The 17,893-nt window shown below is 62.1% G+C and carries 12 protein-coding genes and 2 rRNA genes; 3 read left to right on the top strand and 11 right to left on the bottom strand.

The window, feature by feature from the left end:
- Positions 1–236: 236 nt before the first annotated feature.
- The 6 genes from rimI to G4G71_RS07685 form a co-directional block, all read right to left on the bottom strand.
- Positions 237–689, bottom strand: a complete 453-nt coding sequence (gene rimI / locus G4G71_RS07710) for a ribosomal protein S18-alanine N-acetyltransferase (RefSeq protein WP_024766615.1) — start codon at positions 687–689, stop codon at positions 237–239.
- On the bottom strand, positions 686–1,522 hold the full coding sequence (locus G4G71_RS07705) for an energy transducer TonB (RefSeq protein ID WP_169936570.1): 837 nt from the start codon (positions 1,520–1,522) through the stop codon (positions 686–688). The genes rimI and G4G71_RS07705 overlap by 4 nt, the downstream gene beginning before the upstream one ends.
- A 115-nt stretch (positions 1,523–1,637) precedes the next feature.
- Positions 1,638–2,150 carry a DUF6160 family protein gene (locus G4G71_RS07700; RefSeq protein ID WP_233300442.1) on the bottom strand — a complete coding sequence of 171 codons (513 nt, stop codon included), beginning with the start codon at positions 2,148–2,150 and terminating at the stop codon, positions 1,638–1,640.
- A gap of 18 nt (positions 2,151–2,168) precedes the next feature.
- Positions 2,169–3,737, bottom strand: a complete 1,569-nt coding sequence (locus tag G4G71_RS07695; RefSeq protein WP_169936566.1) for a hypothetical protein — start codon at positions 3,735–3,737, stop codon at positions 2,169–2,171.
- 16 nt (positions 3,738–3,753) lie between these two features.
- On the bottom strand, positions 3,754–4,836 hold the full coding sequence (locus G4G71_RS07690; RefSeq protein WP_169936564.1) for a hypothetical protein: 1,083 nt from the start codon (positions 4,834–4,836) through the stop codon (positions 3,754–3,756).
- A 236-nt stretch (positions 4,837–5,072) separates the two neighbouring features.
- Complete coding sequence (locus G4G71_RS07685) at positions 5,073–5,678, bottom strand: hypothetical protein (protein WP_054911231.1); 606 nt, start codon at positions 5,676–5,678, stop codon at positions 5,073–5,075.
- A 217-nt stretch (positions 5,679–5,895) separates the two neighbouring features.
- On the opposite strand from G4G71_RS07685, the gene mksB reads away from it, so the two are divergent.
- From mksB to mksF, 3 genes are read left to right on the top strand one after another with little or no spacing between them, the layout of a single operon-like run.
- Entirely contained in the window at positions 5,896–7,173 is a 1,278-nt protein-coding gene (mksB, locus tag G4G71_RS07680; RefSeq protein WP_024766610.1) for an Mks condensin complex protein MksB, read from the top strand.
- Entirely contained in the window at positions 7,163–7,912 is a 750-nt protein-coding gene (gene mksE, locus G4G71_RS07675; protein ID WP_054911230.1) for an Mks condensin complex protein MksE, read from the top strand. The genes mksB and mksE overlap by 11 nt, the downstream gene beginning before the upstream one ends.
- Positions 7,909–10,743 carry an Mks condensin complex protein MksF gene (gene mksF / locus G4G71_RS07670; RefSeq protein ID WP_169936562.1) on the top strand — a complete coding sequence of 945 codons (2,835 nt, stop codon included), beginning with the start codon at positions 7,909–7,911 and terminating at the stop codon, positions 10,741–10,743. Before mksE ends, mksF begins: the two co-directional genes overlap by 4 nt.
- 262 nt (positions 10,744–11,005) lie before the next feature.
- Here mksF and G4G71_RS07665 read toward each other — a convergent pair whose 3' ends face one another.
- From G4G71_RS07665 to G4G71_RS07645, 5 genes are all read right to left on the bottom strand, one after another.
- Positions 11,006–13,306, bottom strand: a complete 2,301-nt coding sequence (locus G4G71_RS07665; RefSeq protein ID WP_169936560.1) for a PqiB family protein — start codon at positions 13,304–13,306, stop codon at positions 11,006–11,008.
- Positions 13,299–13,919: a paraquat-inducible protein A gene (locus tag G4G71_RS07660; protein WP_169942550.1), complete on the bottom strand. Its 621-nt coding sequence runs from the start codon at positions 13,917–13,919 to the stop codon at positions 13,299–13,301. Before G4G71_RS07660 ends, G4G71_RS07665 begins: the two co-directional genes overlap by 8 nt.
- Positions 13,906–14,562 carry a paraquat-inducible protein A gene (locus G4G71_RS07655; RefSeq protein ID WP_169936558.1) on the bottom strand — a complete coding sequence of 219 codons (657 nt, stop codon included), beginning with the start codon at positions 14,560–14,562 and terminating at the stop codon, positions 13,906–13,908. The genes G4G71_RS07660 and G4G71_RS07655 overlap by 14 nt, the downstream gene beginning before the upstream one ends.
- A 181-nt stretch (positions 14,563–14,743) precedes the next feature.
- A 5S ribosomal RNA gene (gene rrf, locus G4G71_RS07650) occupies positions 14,744–14,859 on the bottom strand.
- A gap of 135 nt (positions 14,860–14,994) precedes the next feature.
- Positions 14,995–17,886, bottom strand: a 23S ribosomal RNA gene (locus G4G71_RS07645).
- Positions 17,887–17,893 lie beyond the last annotated feature (7 nt).

Raw genomic sequence — 17,893 nt, 5'->3', positions numbered from 1 at the left:
AAGTGATCTGGACAGGTCCGGACGAACAGCGCGGCGGAGAGACGATCGCGGACAGAGTCCGCTCCCACGCAGCCCTGGATTCCGGCGTGCGGCGTCTCGGGGAGTCTGGGGAAGTTCTCGCAGAATGGGTGGAGAGGAGCGATGCCCATGCCGCAGACGCACCGATCGATGGGTATCGCTTCGCTCCACACCATCCTACTTCCTGGTCAGTGCGAAGAAGCCCGCGTGGTGGGCGCTCAGTCGACCAGCGTGCAGGCCATCACCAGCGCGTCTTCACGGCCGCCGACCGCCGGGTAGTAATCGCGGCGACGACCGATTTCATTGAAGCCGTAGCGCTCGTAAAGGCGATAGGCGGGACCGTTGGAGGCGCGGACTTCGAGGAAGCATTCCACTCCGCCTCGCTCGTGGGCGCGCTTCATCAGGTGTTCCAGCAGCGCCAGCCCCAGGCCACGGCCCTGGCTCTCCGGCTTGACGGTGATGTTGAGCAGGTGCGCTTCATCGAGGATCAGCTGGATCACGCCGTGGCCGACCTGCTGGGAACCTTCGAACATCACCCAGCATTCATAGCTTTTAAGCCCATCGGCGAAGGTGCCGCGCGTCCAGGGGTGGCTGAAGGCGGCGTATTCGATCTTGAGTACGGCATCGAGGTCCGCCTCGGTCATCGGGCGGAAAGAAACAGCGTCGCTCATGCAGGTGCCTGACTCATCCAGCGTTGCCGCACTCGGCGCATGGCGCGCCAGAGGTCGGCTTTCAAAGTGGGTTCTTCGGCCAGCCGCTCGAGGCCCGGCAGTGCCCAGGCTACGCCCAGGCCTTCGACCTGCAGCTCGCGCAGCAGGGACTCTTCATCGCCCTCGCCGGCGAAGCGCACGGCGGGCATGCCGACCAGCCACAGGCAGGAACACGGAGCGCCCTCCTCCAGCCGAGCGGCGACGAAACCCTGGACGAACTCGCGGGCGGCTTGCGGGCCCTGGTCCATGTTGCCGCGGGAGAACAGCGGCCAGCGTACCGGCTCGCCCATCAGTTGCGGGCTGTCCGGCAGGCCGGCGGCGCGCAGCAGGTCCTTGAGCAGCAGGTAGGCTGGATCGCGGCTGGCCAGCGGCTCGCCGGTGGGCAGTTCGACCAGCAAGGTGCATTCACCGGCACGCAACAGTTGCAGAGCAAAGCGCGGCGGCGGCGCGACCGGCGCGCGGACAGCCGGTTCGGCTTCCGCCTCGGCCGGCTCTTCGGCCTTGACCACAGCGGCCGGCTTGGCCGCAGCGCCGACCTTGGGCAGCAGGCGCGCAGCGATCGAGCCGGGTTCTGCAGGCATTGCCGGTGCAGCAGGCGCGGGGGCGGCAACCGGGGCGACGGCCTCGCGAGCTACCGCAACGGACGCAGGAGCAATCGGCTCGGCTACGACGGGCGCAGGCGTTTCCAGCAACTCCGGGCGCGACGGAGCGGCGAACGGCAGCACCACGCGCGGCAGCCAACTGGCGACCTGCATGGCGCCAAGGTAGGCGCGGCGACGGGCTTCTTCGATCAAGGGGCGTTTACCTGTGAGTGGTGCCTGCACGAGCAGGCCGACACGACGAGGCGGGATTGTCGCGTGAAACGCGCTGGGGGGAAAGGCCGGCGGGCGGACAGCTCGCGCGTTTCGCTTACGGAGTGCCGAAGACGTAGACGTTGCCGGTGAGCTTGACCGCACCGGTGGCCTGGTAGGTGAGCAGGTTGGTCTGCTGCAGGCCGCTGCCGGAAACCTTGCCCTGGTTGGCGCCGCCCAGCGTGAACTGCAGGTTGGTGGCGCTGGCGTTGGTCAGGCCGATCTTCATGGCCTGGCGGTTGAACAGCGCGCCGTCACCGTTGAAGCCATTGTTGATGGTCACCATGTCGATGGACATGCCGTCGAAACTGAAGGTGCCCTTGATATTGTCCAGCACGATATAGCCGGTGCTGTTGAGTGGCTGGATCGCCAGGCGCGCACCGCAGCCGCCGGTGCAGCGGGTATCGGCGGTGTTGGCGGCGAGGTTGAAGTTGACGCTCAGGCTGACGCCGTCCTGGCCGCTGACATCGGCCATTTCGCTGTCGTCCAGGCCGCGCATCTCGCCGTGGGCGGCGGCGGCCAACAGGAACAGGGGGGCCAGGAGTCGGCTCGAAAGGCGTGCAGTTTTCACGGCGAGTCTCCTCATGCGCTAGCGCGGCAGGTTCACGGTTCTAACGTTCAGATAATCGATGCGCAGGCCGCGGATGGCCTGGGAGCCGACGTCGGTGCCGCTGATGTTCAGGTTGCCGATGCTGATATTGCTCTTCTGCACGTTCTGGTAGAAGGCTTCGTGGTTGGCCCAGGTAACGCCCGGCGCACTGAGCACCAGGTCGCCGTTGCTGGCCACGGAGAGCGTTGCCGGCTGGTAGTTGGCATCGCCCAGGTTGAGGTCGAAGTAGACGTTCTTGGCCACCACCTTGTTGCTGTCCGCGCAGTTCTCGCAGCCGGCAATGATCAGTTTGTCGGCATACATCTGCAGGCTCATGGAGGCCTTCAGCCCGGCTGCGTCGCCCCACAGGTTGAGGTAGGAGCCGTTGAGGGTGAAGTTCTCCAGGGCGATGGAGAAGAAGTCCGTGCGCGTGGTGGTCGCGCCAGCCGAGCCGTTGCTGTTGTAGGCCGTGCTGGGCAGGGTGAACTTGGTGGCAATGCCGATATCCAGTCCCTGAATACGCGTGCCGGAGGAGGTCTGCATGGCGCCGGCCACCAGTTGCACTGTGGAGACGTTCTTCTCGGTGCGCGTAATGGTGCCGCTGACGCAGGTGGTGGCGCTGCCGCCTTGCGCACCACAGAGCTGGACGAACTTGTCGTAGTCGCTGGCGCGCTGGCTGAGGGTGACGCCATTGCGACTGACGGACCAGGCGGCACTGAGGTTCTGCTGGGCAGCCGTGAGGTCGCTGGTACTGGTGTTGTAGGTGTCCACCGAGGCGTTGTAGTTCTTCACCGCGGTGTTGTTGTTGCAGGCGGCGAGGATGCCGCAGTCGTACTTCGTCCCCAGCGCCGGGCGGTCCACGCACCAGAGCCCGCAGACCTGGGCAGGCGCCGAGGTGTAACGGGTGTTCATGGCGTTGTAGTTGGTCTTCTGCACCGCCTGGGCCGCATCGACCTGGGTCTCGCGCTGGTTGACCACCGCCATGTCGGCGTCGATGCCGGACTTGAGGCTCACCATGTTGTTCGAATAGGTCGTGAGCAGCGTGTCGCGCTGGGTCTTCAGTGCGCTCAGCTCGCTGTTGATCCTGGTCGTGGCCTGGGCCGGGTTGGTGCAGCCGGCATCACCGTAGAGGCAGCCCTGGTAGTAGGACCAGAGGCCGAACTTGTGGGTATCGTTGATCGGGTCGGTCCAGGTCGGCGTCATCAGTTGCAGCGCTTCCTGGTTGGCCGGGATATTCAGCCCGGCCTTGTACTTGATCGGCCCGAGGGTGAAGGGGTGCATGGGCGTGCCGAGGTAGGCCTTGGTGTCCAGCGTGCCGCGCTGGCTGCCGGCGCCCTTGATGTAGGCGCCGGTGATGTCCACCTGCACGTCCTGGTTGGCACTGTTCTTCACGCCGGTGATCTTCGAGGTCGCAGCGGCCTGGTCGTAGCTGAAGCCATCGATGAAGAAGCCCAGGCCCGCACCGCTGACCTCTTCGAGCTGATCATCATCCAGGGCCTTCATGCCCAGCGCCGGCAGGCTGACCAGGCAACCGGCCAGGCAGGCGAATACTGTCGCGCGCCAGCTCATGTCAGCGCTCCTCATATCAGCAACCCGCCGCTTGCGAGCCCATGCAGGTCGACTGCCGGGGCAGGCCGCGCAGGGCGTCGTAGAGGTTGATCAGGATCGGGTAGACCGCATCCGCGCCGCTCCCCACTTTCGGGAAGTTGGCGAAGGCACCGGACTGGGTGTTGACGAAATTGCCGGCGTTGGCCAGGTCCTGCCAGGGCACGTTCTGGTTCTGCAGGGAGAAGAAGATGCCCTGGGCGCCGGTATTGATGTCGGTAGAGCCGGGCTTGCCGATGTAGATGGTCTTGTAGTTGGTCAGGTCGAAGCAGGTGGTCAACCCCAGCGCCTGGCAATTGCTGGTGGTGGACAGGGTCGGGATCAGCGAGGCGATCAGGCCGCCGGCGTCCGAATGCAACGAGTCGCCCTTGGCGATGCCGATCTGGGTCGCGCGGTTGATCGGCTGGCCGTTGATGGTGGCCTCGCCGGTGCCGGCCTTGAGCAGAACCACGTCGGCGTATACCGGCGTGTCCCCGGCAACAGCCAGCGCCAGGCAGTTGATCAGGTTCGGGCAGCCGTTGCGGGTGTAGTAGTCGTAGGCGATGGATGCCGGGCCGTAGATCTGCCCCTGCAGGTTGCCGGTGATCGACAGGATGTCACCGGAGAGATCGCCCTGCGCCTTGCCGAAGCCGACCCGCGCGCCCACCAGTTGGCGCACGCCGTTGTTGGTCTGGAAGGCGAACTCGACGTACGGATCCTGGATCTGGAACGGCACCACCTTGGCATCGGCGGAATTGGCGTTGTCCACCCGGCCCAGGGCGAAGTTGTTGATCAGGATGTCCGCCGGCTGGCCGGATACGGTGGTAGAGCCGGTGCGGCTGTAGTTGCCCAGGCTCAACTGGTCGATGTTGGTCAGCAGGCTGATGTCGGCGCCGAAGTTGAGCCGGGTGTACTGGTAGTTCTGGTAGGTGGAAGCGTCGACGGTGAGCATCGCGCCCTGGCCGGAGATGGCGGACAGCTCTTCATCGTCCATCGACTGCATGCGCGCCTGGGCGGAAAAGGCCAGCAGGCCGCCGCAGAACAAGGCAAAGGCACGCATGAGCGGACCGGAGGACTGACGCATGGCACTCTCCTTTCCTGGCCCCCTGTTCGCGGGAGCCTGTTGTTATTCGTCGGGCTTATCGGGTCAGGAAACAGGTCGAGACTCGGCGCCGTGATGCCACTATAGGAATTCACCCGCCACGGCGGGCCGACCCATAGTCGAGTAAATCGCTCCGAACGATAGACGAAGAAAGGAAAGTCCGGGCCCGGTTGTTACCCATCGTCACACCCGGGTGACAGCCTCGGGCGGCCGAAAGCTCACTGGTGGCGGAACAGGCCTATCAGGTGCTCGGCGATCGCGCCCTTGATGGCGTCGAGGTTCAGCCGCGAATGGGCTTGCAGCTTGGCAGTGTTCAGGCGATGCAGGTGCAGCGAGGGCATGCGCGCCTCGTACTCGCGCAGGTCGCCCTTCACCAGCACCGGCAGAAAGATGTCACCACGCATGCGGTAACGGTTGATCAGGAGCTTCAGGCCGTCCTGGAATGGCAGCTCCCGCGACGCCACCAGCCGGTGCTCGCCGGGAATCTTCAGGTACAGGCCGCTGTAGCCCATGGTCTCGCCGGGCAGGATGTGGATGCCGGTGGGCTCCACCGCATCGCCGGGAATGTCATGGAAGGTATCGAACCAGGCCTGCTCGTCCGGGAGGATGGTGATGCCACCCTCCTGGCTCTCCGGAATCACGAAGCTGTAGTTGCTGTAGAGCTTCTCGACGTAGGACGAATAAATGCACAAGCGATTTTCGAAGCGCTGCAGGAAAGCGATGGCTTCGTTGCGATCGGTGATCGCATCCAGGTCCCAGTCGAGGTCGTTCTGGCGTTCCAGTTCAGCCCAGCGGGCTTTGGCAAGTGCGGCGTCGTAGGTCATGGCAGCGATCAGCCTTTCGATATCCCGGCTCTGATAACAGGCTATGGCAAAAAACTTGCCAGAAAATTCAGTGAGTTAGCCCTGATTTTCCGTGAACCAGCGCACACCTGGGGCGCTGTCGCGGTCGCAAACTGACGCGTTTCGTCACCCTGTCGGCCAGGGGGGGACCTTTGCAGTACAATCGCTCCCTTTGTTCATTCCGGGCCCAACCAAGCCGATGATCGACCCACGACGCGTACTCCGCGCCCTCGCCGAACACTGGGTGCTGCTCGAACCGCTGTGCGAGCGCTTCGACGCCGGCACCCTGAGCCTGGTGGAGCTGCGTATCCAGCTCACCAGCCAGTTGCCCGACAGCACCCCGGTGGATATCACCGCCCTGCTCGACCAGTGGGTCCGCCTGGACATCCTCGTCCCGGTGGCCAAGAGCCCCAACCGCTTCGAGCTGAACGCGCAGATCCACGACTTCCTCGCCTACCTGCGCCAGGAACACCGCCTGGGCCTGTGCCTGGAGATCGAAGCCTACCTGCGCCACCTCGAGCGCCTGGCCGGCTACATCCGCGAGGCTTTCGAGGCACGCGACGGCAACGACCTGGCCCGGCAACTGCGCCTGCTCGACATGCGCGTGCGCGACGTGCTGAAGAAGCTCGCGAACGACGAACAGGCGCTGGTCGCCGTGGCCGATCGGGCCAAGACCCAGGACCGGCAGATTCCGCTGCGCCAGCGCTACGCGGAAGTCCTGGCGACCTGGGACGAATACGTCGAACCGATGATCCAGCTGGTTTCCGCCGACGGCGCCTTCGAACAGGGCGTGCACCGTGTGGAGCAGGTACTGTTGCGCCTGCTCAGCGAACAGGCTCGCCTCGGCCAACTGGTGGATGACGACCAGTTGCTGCGCACCCACGCGCGCATCCTGGAAATGCAGACAACTGCCCAGCTCACCCTGCGCCGCGCCCGCGAACTGCTGCTGCCGCTGCGCGAGGAAGCGCGCCGGCACAACGCGATCACCCGCGGCGCCGCCCTGGCGCTGTCGGTCATCCGTCGCAAGGGCATCGACGCCGTGCCCCAGGCGGCGATGCCGATGTTCACCCGGCCGCAGAGCAACTTCCTCGGCACCGCCTCGCAGGTCGAGAGCTACGTCTTCGCCCTCGCCAACTTCCAGCCCAAGCCGGCGCACTTCCCCAAGGCCAGTGGCAATCGCAAGAGCGACGGCCCGCAGCGTTCGCCGCGCACCGCACGGGAAATGCTCGATCGCTGCCAGGCCGCACTGCCCCTGCCGGACCTGATGCAATGGTTGCTGGAGCAGGAGCCTGAAGGCGCCACCGACGAGCTGCTCTACTGGTTCTCGCGCCTTTCCCGTGATGCCCGCTTCCAGCGCGACCGCCTCGAGCGCGCGCAATACGACACTCTCCAGCACAGCGTCAGCCTGTGCTCCTTCGCCCTGATCGCCGGCCCGACCGCTGGCAAGGACAGCAAGAGCGAATCGCATGCAGATTAATCTCACCGAAATGACCCAGCTCGCGCCGATCTTCCGCGAGCTGTTCAAGGGCTTCCACATCAGCCGCCGCGACCCGGAGCTGTACAGCCAGCTGTCCAACCAGCAGGACGCCTACCGCGCGCTGTTCCGCAGCCTGGGCTATGAACTGGTCTGCGATACCCGCGGCTTCTACTACTTCGTCCCCGAGCAGACCGGCGCCCAGGTGAACAAGACCGCCCAGCGCCTGGCGCTGTTCACCTTCATCCTGGTCGAACACCTCGCCGACCAGGGCCGCGACCCGTTGGCCGTGCTCGACGGCGGCAGCATCGGCCGCGACGAGCTGCCGCCACTGCTGGAGAAGTACCGCGACCTGTTCCTGCAGGCCGAAGTGACCACCCAGGAAGAACTGGAAGAGAAGGTCATGCGCCGCCTCACCCAGCTCGGCTTCGCCGCCGAGGACAACGGCGTGTACCGCTTCTTGCCGCCGATCCACCGCTTCCTCGACGTCTGCCTGTCGGTCCAGCAGGACCGCGACCTGGCCAGCAACCTGCACGCCAGCGAAATGCAGTTCACTGCGCCCGCGCTGATGGAAGAGGACGATGAGCCGGTGGTGATCCTCGAGTCCTACGCCAACGAACCACTGGAAGACAGCGAAGACGCCATCGTGGTGATCGACGAACCCGCTGCCATCGCGGAAGAAGAGAGCGAAGAAGACGCCCTCGCCCGCGCCATCGCCGAAGAACAGGAGGCCCAGGCATGACCCAGGAACGCTACGGCATCCGCCGCTTCGCCCTGCTCAACACCGCCGGCTACAGCCTCGGCATCTTCCCGCTGGAACAGCCGCTGTCGGTCTACGGCGCGAACAACCTCGGCAAGTCGGCGTCGATCAACGCGCTGCAGTTCCCGATCCTCGCGCGCATGTCCGACATGAGCTTCGGCAAGTACAGCCTGGAAGCCTCGCGCAAGTTCTACTTCGCCACCGACACCAGCTACATCCTCATCGAACTGGACCTGCCCAACGGCCGCCATGTGATCGGCGTCGGCGGCCGTGGTCCGGGCGGCGGCTTCGGCCACCAGTTCTTCGCCTACCAGGGCGAGCTGGACCTGGAGCACTACCAGAAGAACGGCACCTGCCTGCGCCTGCGCGAGCTGTATGCCAACCTCGAGCGCGAGGGCATCAAGTCCTATGAACTGAAGCCCGACGAGCTGCGTCGCCTGCTGGTCGGCGGCCACACCTCGATCCCGCTGGACCTGACCCTGATCCCGCTGCGTTCCACCAGCGAACAGAGCCTGAAGACCTTCCGCTCGCTGTTCATCAACCTGCTGCACATGCGCGAGATCACCGCCGCCAAGCTCAAGCAGCTGTTCCTCGATGCCTTCGAGCACAGCCTGCGTTCGGGCAGCGTCGACTACATCGCCGCCTGCGACGAAGCCTTCCGCGACGTACGCCGCATGGAAGGCGACTACCAGGCCCTGGTGGCCGCCGGCCCGCTGGTCGAGGCCCTGGCCAACGGCGTGCAGCAGCGCGAACTGCTGCGCGGCAAGATGCACCGCCTCTCGCCGCTGCTGGATAACCTGCTGGGTACCTGGGAAGACTATTCCGGTGCGCGCAAGGAAGAGCTGGTCATCCAGGCCGAGCACTACAAGCGCGAGCAGGATGGCCTGCAGAGCGAACAGCGCGGCAGCACCGCCGAGCTGATGCGCCTGGAGCGCGAGATCAGCGAGATCCAGCGCTGGATGGGCGAACTGGCCGTACTGAAGAACCGCTTCGCGCTGGTCGACGACGTCAAGGTCCTGGAGCAGCAACTGCTCGCCGCCAAGGACGCCCACGACGAACTGGCCGGCGCCCTGGCGCACTCCCGGCAGTTCTCCAGCGAAGACCTGGAAGAACGCATGCGCGACCTGGAGAAACGCCTGAAGGGCGTTCGCCAGCAGCTCGAACATGCCGACAACAACAGCTATGCCCGCCTGCGCGAGGAATTCTCCCAGCAGGACGTGGAGCGTCTGATGCGTCTGTTCAACGGCGCGCTGTTCAGCCTGCCGCTGGGCGAAAAAGGCGTAGACCTCGACGAAGCAGGCCAGTGGGTCGGCAGCGTCGAGAAGATTCTTGATGCCTTCAAGGGCGAGCGCTTCGAGGTGCCCGGCCTCTCCATCGATATCTCCACCATCGAGCCGCCGGCCCTGCAGGCCCTGGCCGACCGCGCCGCGCTGCGCGACCAGAAGGAGCGCCTGGAGAAGGAGCTCAAGCAGCTCAAGACCCAGCAGGCCGTCGCCGCCGACCGCAACGCCAGCAAGGCGCAGGCGGACAAGCTATACCAGGACGTGCTCGACGCGCAGAAGGCGCTGGAAGACTTCCGCCGCAGCCAGACCCTGAGCGCCGAGGAGCCAGGCAAGCTGGAGCATCTCGCCCAACTCGAAGCGACCCAGGACGAGCTCAAGCGCTCCGCCGACGCCTTTACCGAACGAGTCCAGCAGCTCTCCGCCAAGTTGCAGCTGATCGGCCGCCAGTTGGCCGACATGGAAGCCAAGCAGCGCACCCTCGACGACGCCCTGCGCCGCCGCCAACTGCTGCCGGCGAACCTGCCCTTCGGCATCCCGTTCATGGACCCGGTCGACGACTCCATGGACAACCTGCTGCCGCTGCTCAACGACTACCAGGACACCTGGCAGTCGCTGCAGCGTGTGGACGGTCAGATCGAGGCGCTGTACGCCCAGGTTCGCCTCAAGGGCGTGGCCAAGTTCGACAGCGAGGACGATCCGGAGCGTCGCCTGCAACTGCTGATCAACGCTTATGCACACCGCACCGACGAAGCCATGACCCTGGCCAAAGCGCGCCGTGCAGCCGTGACCGACATCGCCCGGACCCTGCGCAACATTCGCAGCGACTACGACAACCTGGAACACCAGCTGGCGCTGTTCAACCGCGAGATCAACAAGCGCCAGGTGTCGAACCTGCAGAGCTTCCGCATCGTGCTGGCGCCGAACAAGGACGCACTCAAGCACATCGACCAGATCATCCACAGCGCCGGCCAGTACGAGGAAGGCGAGAATCTCTCCGTCTTCGACCTGACCCAGAGCGCCGAACAGGATGCGAAGAACGAGGAAGCCAAGGACTACCTGTCGCGCCTGGTGGCGGCGAACAACAACCAGCTGGGCCTGAAGGACCTGTTCGAGCTGGCGTTCGAGATCACCAAGATGGGCGGCCAGCCGATCATGCACACCGATATCGACGGTGCGGCATCCAACGGCACCACCATGACCATCAAGGCGCTGACCAACATGTACCTGTTGCTGCACCTGATGGACCGCGAGCAGGCCGGCCGCATTCGTCTGCCCTACTACCTCGACGAGGCGGCGGACATCGACGAACGCAACCAGTCGGCACTGCTGGAGACCAGCCTGCAACTGGGCTTCGTGCCGATCCTGGCGAGCGTGAAGCCACAGGTCTCGGCCCAGGTGGCCATCGACCTGGAAGGCGGCAGCGGTCCGAACGGCATCTACATCGACGAGGCGGACTGGAAGTACATCCGTCGTCGCGACACTGAAAAGGCTGCGCACAACGACGTGGAAGCCAGCGCCGAACCGGCGTGACGCTCTCGCAGCGTTAACGAAAAAGCCCCGCCATGCGGGGCTTTTTCCTTTCCGACTCCGCGCGGCGGCCCTGCACTTGCAGGAGCGAGCTTGCTCGCGAACCGCATAACGCCGAAACCTATTCGATACCCAGGCCTCCAGCGACGATCCTGATGGGTACCGGTGCGCACCACGCCCCTCCTACAAACGCTGCTCGCGCATCCACCGAACCTGTGGAATGAAAAGGGCCGCTGATGCGGCCCTTTTCCTGTACGGCTGAAACTCAGTTCGCCTTACCAAGCGGAATCTTCGGCGCCCAGTCCAGCCACTTCTCGTCGTACTCGTCGAACAACGCAAAGGTCTGCCCGGGTTTGGCCGGCGAGCCCATTTCGTCGTTGTTCGGCGTCGCGAAGGCCACGCCGCCGGCGAGGATGGTTTCCATCGACTCCGTACGCAGCTTCACCCCCTTGAACAAACCTGCGTCGACACCGACGCCACTGGTATTCCAGAAGCGACTGCCCGTCCGCACCAGCGCCGCATAACGTGGCTCGATGAGGATGTGGACCAGCACGCGGTCTGCCGTCTCGCCCAACTCGAAGGAAGTGACCTTGCCGACCTGCACCTCGCGGTAAGTCACCGGAACCCCGGCCTTGAGCGAACCCCGTCGAGACGCACTCAGGGTCAGGCGCAGGCCGTCAGCATCCAGCAGGCGATTGGGTTCGCCGCCCAGCAGGCTGAAGCTGGTCTGCGCCTGGCCGGCCTTGGGTGCCGGCAACACTTCGATGTACTGACCGCTGACGATGGTGCTCAGGTTGGACACGCCGGAAAGGCCTACCTGCGGACCCACTACCCAGAAACGCGTACCCTGCCGGGCGATGCGATCCGCCCCACGGGTGAGGCGCGCCTTCAGTTGCACGGACTGCAGGTCCTTGCTCAGATCGACCTGCTCGATGCGGCCAACCTCCAGCCCCTTGTAGCGCAGGACGGTGCCTTCCTTCAGACCGTCCGCCGTATCGGCGCGCAGGTCGATGATCTGGCCCTTGAGGTGCGCATCGTCCTCGCTGTCATACAGCGCAAAGCGGCGCACCTTGGTCACCGGCGCTGCCTTCGGGTCCGGGGTATCGAAGGCGATGCCGCCAGCGATCAGCGTCTGCAGCGATTCGCTCTTCAGCTTGATCCCGTCCAGGCCGCCGCTGATGGTGACGCCACTGATGTTCCAGAAGCGCGAAGAGGTGTTCACCAGCTTGGCGTACTCAGGCTCGATGTGGACACCAATGATCAGCCGCGAGGGGTCACGGCGGGAGAGCTGGTAACTCTGCACGCTGCCCACTTTCATCTGGCGATAGAGGATCGGTGTGCCGACCTCCAGCGAACCCAGTTGATCCGTGGTCAGTACCAGGTGCAGGCCCGGCGCGTCGAGGTTCAGGGGTGGCGCTTTCGGCCGGATGACGAAATCACGGGTCGGATCGCCGCCACTGGCGAATCGCACACTCAGGTAGTTGCCCTTAACCAGCGCCTCCAGTCCGGTGATGCCCGCCAGCGAGATGCTCGGCTTGACCATCCAGAACTCGGTCTTGCTGTTGAGGAAATCCTCGGTGCGCGGGTCCATGGACAAGGTGGCGGTGGCGCCATTGAAATCCTTGTCCATGTCGATGCTCTTCACCGTACCGACCTGCACGCCGTTGTACATCACCGGCGTACTGCCCGGGGTCAGGCCGCTGACGTCGCTGACCTTCACCTTGACGCTGAGGCCGGCCTGAGCGGCGTCAAAGTCCTCATACAGGCGGAACGGCTTGGTCGGGTCGGTGGGCGGGCTGTCCGGATAGTTGTCAGGCGTCGAGAAGGCGATACCGCCGGCCGCGATGCTCGCCAGCGACTCGGTACGCAGCTTAAGGCCGCTGAGGCTCCCGGACAGGGTGATGCCGCTGGCGTTCCAGAAACGTGTGTGCTTGCGCACCAGGTTGGCGTAGGCCGGCTCGATGTGGACCTTCACCTCGATGGTCTTCTGGTCCTCCGCCAGGCGGTAGCTCTTCACCTGGCCAACCTGGATCTGCCGGTAGTAGATTGGGCTGCCCTGCTCCAGCGAACCGAGACGCTCGGCCTTCAAGGTCAGGTGCAGGCCCGGTAGGGAGTCGGACAGTGGGGGCGGCTCCTTCAGCGCGGTGAAGTCCTTCTGCTGTTCGCCCTTCACCGGATCGATGGCGATGTAGTTGCCCGATACCAGGGTCTCCAGGCCGGTGACGCCGGCAATCGAGACACGTGGCTTGACCAGCCAGAAGCGTGTTCCCTTGCTGAGGTACTCGGCAGCCTCCTTGCGCATCTCCACGGTTGCGGTGACGCCAAGGGTGGGCTGGTTGACGTGAAGGTCGACCACTTTGCCAACGCCGATCCCCTTGAAGATCACCTCGGTCTTGTTGGCCTGGATACCCTCGCCGCTCTCGAACTGGATGTTGATCATGATCCCCGCCTGGTCGTATGCGCGCCAGGCCAGCCAGGCACCGATCGCCAGCGCGATCAATGGCAGGATCCAGATTGCCGACCAGTTGGTGGTCTTGCGCATCTTGGGTTTGGGGAGATCACTCATCGTCGTTTTCCGCGTCCGTGTTATCCCAGATCAGCCGGGGATCGAAAGTCACTGCCGCCAGCATGGTGAGCACCACCACGCAGGCAAAGGCGGCTGCACCGAGGTTCGCCTCGATGCTGGCCAGATTGCCGAAGTTCACCAGCGTCACCAGGATCGCGATGACGAAGATGTCGAGCATCGACCAACGGCCGATCCACTCGATGAAGCGATACATGATGATGCGTTGCTTGGCAGACATCGGCTGGTGCCGCTGCACCGAGTAGAGCAGCAGGGCAATACCCACCAGCTTGAACGTGGGTACCAGAATACTGGCGATGAACACCACGGCCGCCACCGGGAACATGTCCGCGTTGATCAGCTCGACCACGCCTTCCATGATGGTGGCCGGCATGCCGTTGCCGAGGAAGTTCACCGTCATGATCGGCAGCAGGTTGGCGGGGATGTAGAGCACCGCCGCCGTGATCAGCAAGGCCCAGGTGCGCGTGAGGCTGTTTGGACGGCGGTCATGCACCACGGCGCCGCAGCGGCTGCAATGGGTCTCGTCGTCCACCTCGCGGCGATTGAGCTGATGGCATTCGCCACAAACCAGAATATCGGCATCAATGGCTCGCATCATCGAACTCCCCGGACAGTTCGCCCCAGACCTGGTGGTGAGACATGGTGACCTCGAGCCATACCTGAGTGAACAGCAGGCCGATGAAACATGCGAGGCCGACACTGACATGCAACTCGGCCATGTCGATCAGTTTGACGATGGCGACGATAATCCCCATCAGGTAGACCTCCAGCATTCCCCACTCGCGCAGGTGCTGGTAACCGCGGAGCAACAACATTCCGTGTTCGCGCCAGACCTTGAAGCGAATCGTCAGCAGGACGAACAACTGGCACAACAGTTTGGCCAGCGGGATCACCATGCTGCAGAGGAAGACCACCACTGCAACGCCCTGCATATCAGACTCGTACAGCCCGATGACGCCGCTCCACACCGTATCCATGCTGGTCTGGCCAAGAATGGTGATGTGCATGATCGGCAGGAAGTTCGCCGGGATATAAAGCAGCAACGCCGTCAGCACCAATGCCAAAGCGCGGCGGATCATGTGGGGGCGATGGATTTCCAGCTCGTAGCCGCAGCGTGGGCATACGGATCGATGCCCGAGCGGAACGGGCTCGCGGCGCATCAGCAGGTCGCACTCGTGGCAGGCCGTCAGCTCCTCCAGAGGCAAATCCCGCAGCGCATGTCCTTCGATATCGGGCATGTAGGCACTCAGGGAAAATTTGTCGCTATTGTAGACGACACCACCCTCGATTCGGTGCCCGGAAATTATCTCGAAAACTCTGGAAACCGAGCGACAGACCCAGCCCAGATGAACCAGACTTTCTCGCGCGCAAAAGCAAAACCCCCGGCCAGCGAAGCTGACCAGGGGTCTTGGGATAGGAGCTTGACGATGACCTACTCTCACATGGAGAAACTCCACACTACCATCGGCGATGCGTCGTTTCACTACTGAGTTCGGGATGGGATCAGGTGGTTCCAACGCTCTATGGTCGTCAAGCAATTCTTTATGGACGCTCGTGGCAGTTGCACACGCTCATCCAGATTCGGGTATGTGACAGGTAATTTGCGGTTCACACGAACTTTCGGTTCGTTACGTCTTCACCGTACAACACGCAAATTGTTTGGGTGTTATATGGTCAAGCCTCACGGGCAATTAGTATCGGTTAGCTCAACGCCTCACAGCGCTTACACACCCGACCTATCAACGTCGTAGTCTTCGACGGCCCTTCAGGGGAATCAAGTTCCCAGTGAGATCTCATCTTGAGGCTAATTTCCCGCTTAGATGCTTTCAGCGGTTATCTATTCCGAACATAGCTACCCGGCAATGCCACTGGCGTGACAACCGGAACACCAGAGGTTCGTCCACTCCGGTCCTCTCGTACTAGGAGCAGCCCCTCTCAAATCTCAAACGTCCACGGCAGATAGGGACCGAACTGTCTCACGACGTTCTAAACCCAGCTCGCGTACCACTTTAAATGGCGAACAGCCATACCCTTGGGACCGGCTTCAGCCCCAGGATGTGATGAGCCGACATCGAGGTGCCAAACACCGCCGTCGATATGAACTCTTGGGCGGTATCAGCCTGTTATCCCCGGAGTACCTTTTATCCGTTGAGCGATGGCCCTTCCATACAGAACCACCGGATCACTAAGACCTACTTTCGTACCTGCTCGACGTGTCTGTCTCGCAGTCAAGCGCGCTTTTGCCTTTATACTCTACGACCGATTTCCGACCGGTCTGAGCGCACCTTCGTACTCCTCCGTTACTCTTTAGGAGGAGACCGCCCCAGTCAAACTGCCCACCATACACTGTCCTCGATCCGGATAACGGACCAGAGTTAGAACCTCAAGCATGCCAGGGTGGTATTTCAAGGATGGCTCCACGCAGACTGGCGTCCACGCTTCAAAGCCTCCCACCTATCCTACACAAGCAGGCTCAAAGTCCAGTGCAAAGCTACAGTAAAGGTTCACGGGGTCTTTCCGTCTAGCCGCGGATACACTGCATCTTCACAGCGATTTCAATTTCACTGAGTCTCGGGTGGAGACAGCGCCGCCATCGTTACGCCATTCGTGCAGGTCGGAACTTACCCGACAAGGAATTTCGCTACCTTAGGACCGTTATAGTTACGGCCGCCGTTTACCGGGGCTTCGATCAAGAGCTTCGCTTTCGCTAACCCCATCAATTAACCTTCCGGCACCGGGCAGGCGTCACACCCTATACGTCCACTTTCGTGTTTGCAGAGTGCTGTGTTTTTAATAAACAGTCGCAGCGGCCTGGTATCTTCGACCGGCATGGGCTTACGCAGTAAATGCTTCACCCTCGCCGGCGCACCTTCTCCCGAAGTTACGGTGCCATTTTGCCTAGTTCCTTCACCCGAGTTCTCTCAAGCGCCTTGGTATTCTCTACCCAACCACCTGTGTCGGTTTGGGGTACGGTTCCTAGTTACCTGAAGCTTAGAAGCTTTTCCTGGAAGCATGGCATCAACCACTTCATCATCTGAAAGATGACTCGTCATCAGCTCTCGGCATTAAGACCCCGGATTTACCTAAGATCTCTGCCTACCACCTTAAACTTGGACAACCAACGCCAAGCTGGCCTAGCCTTCTCCGTCCCTCCATCGCAGTAACTAGAAGTACAGGAATATTAACCTGTTTCCCATCGACTACGCTCTTCAGCCTCGCCTTAGGGACCGACTAACCCTGCGTCGATTAACGTTGCGCAGGAACCCTTGGTCTTTCGGCGTGGGAGTTTTTCACTCCCATTGTCGTTACTCATGTCAGCATTCGCACTTCTGATACCTCCAGCAAGCTTCTCAACTCACCTTCACAGGCTTACAGAACGCTCCTCTACCGCGCATCTTGCGATGCACCCGTAGCTTCGGTGTATGGTTTGAGCCCCGTTACATCTTCCGCGCAGGCCGACTCGACTAGTGAGCTATTACGCTTTCTTTAAAGGGTGGCTGCTTCTAAGCCAACCTCCTAGCTGTCTAAGCCTTCCCACATCGTTTACCACTTAACCATAACTTTGGGACCTTAGCTGACGGTCTGGGTTGTTTCCCTTTTCACGACGGACGTTAGCACCCGCCGTGTGTCTCCCACGCTGACACTTCCAGGTATTCGGAGTTTGCATCGGTTTGGTAAGTCGGGATGACCCCCTAGCCGAAACAGTGCTCTACCCCCTGGAGTGATACGTGAGGCGCTACCTAAATAGCTTTCGAGGAGAACCAGCTATCTCCGAGCTTGATTAGCCTTTCACTCCGATCCACAAGTCATCCCCTACCTTTTCAACGGGAGTGGGTTCGGTCCTCCAGTCAGTGTTACCTAACCTTCAACCTGCTCATGGATAGATCGCCCGGTTTCGGGTCTATACCCAGCGACTAAAACGCCCTATTAAGACTCGCTTTCGCTACGCCTTCCCTATACGGTTAAGCTCGCCACTGAATATAAGTCGCTGACCCATTATACAAAAGGTACGCAGTCACCTAACAAAGTAGGCTCCCACTGCTTGTACGCATACGGTTTCAGGTTCTATTTCACTCCCCTCTCCGGGGTTCTTTTCGCCTTTCCCTCACGGTACTGGTTCACTATCGGTCAGTCAGTAGTATTTAGCCTTGGAGGATGGTCCCCCCATATTCAGACAAAGTTTCTCGTGCTCCGTCCTACTCGATTTCACTTCAAAGAACCTTTCACATACGGGGCTATCACCCACTATGGCCGCACTTTCCAGAGCGTTCTGTTAGATTCAAAGAAGCTTAAGGGCTAATCCCCGTTCGCTCGCCACTACTAAGGGAATCTCGGTTGATTTCTTTTCCTCAGGGTACTTAGATGTTTCAGTTCCCCTGGTTCGCCTCTTGCACCTATGTATTCAGTACAAGATACCTAGCTTATGCCAGGTGGGTTTCCCCATTCAGAGATCTCCGGATCAAAGTCTGTTTGCCGACTCCCCGAAGCTTATCGCAGGCTACCACGTCTTTCATCGCCTCTGACTGCCAAGGCATCCACCGTATGCGCTTCTTCACTTGACCATATAAC

Source organism: Pseudomonas multiresinivorans (assembly GCF_012971725.1).
In the GTDB taxonomy this organism is placed as follows: domain Bacteria; phylum Pseudomonadota; class Gammaproteobacteria; order Pseudomonadales; family Pseudomonadaceae; genus Pseudomonas; species Pseudomonas multiresinivorans.
This window is presented reverse-complemented; position numbering and strand designations above follow the sequence as displayed.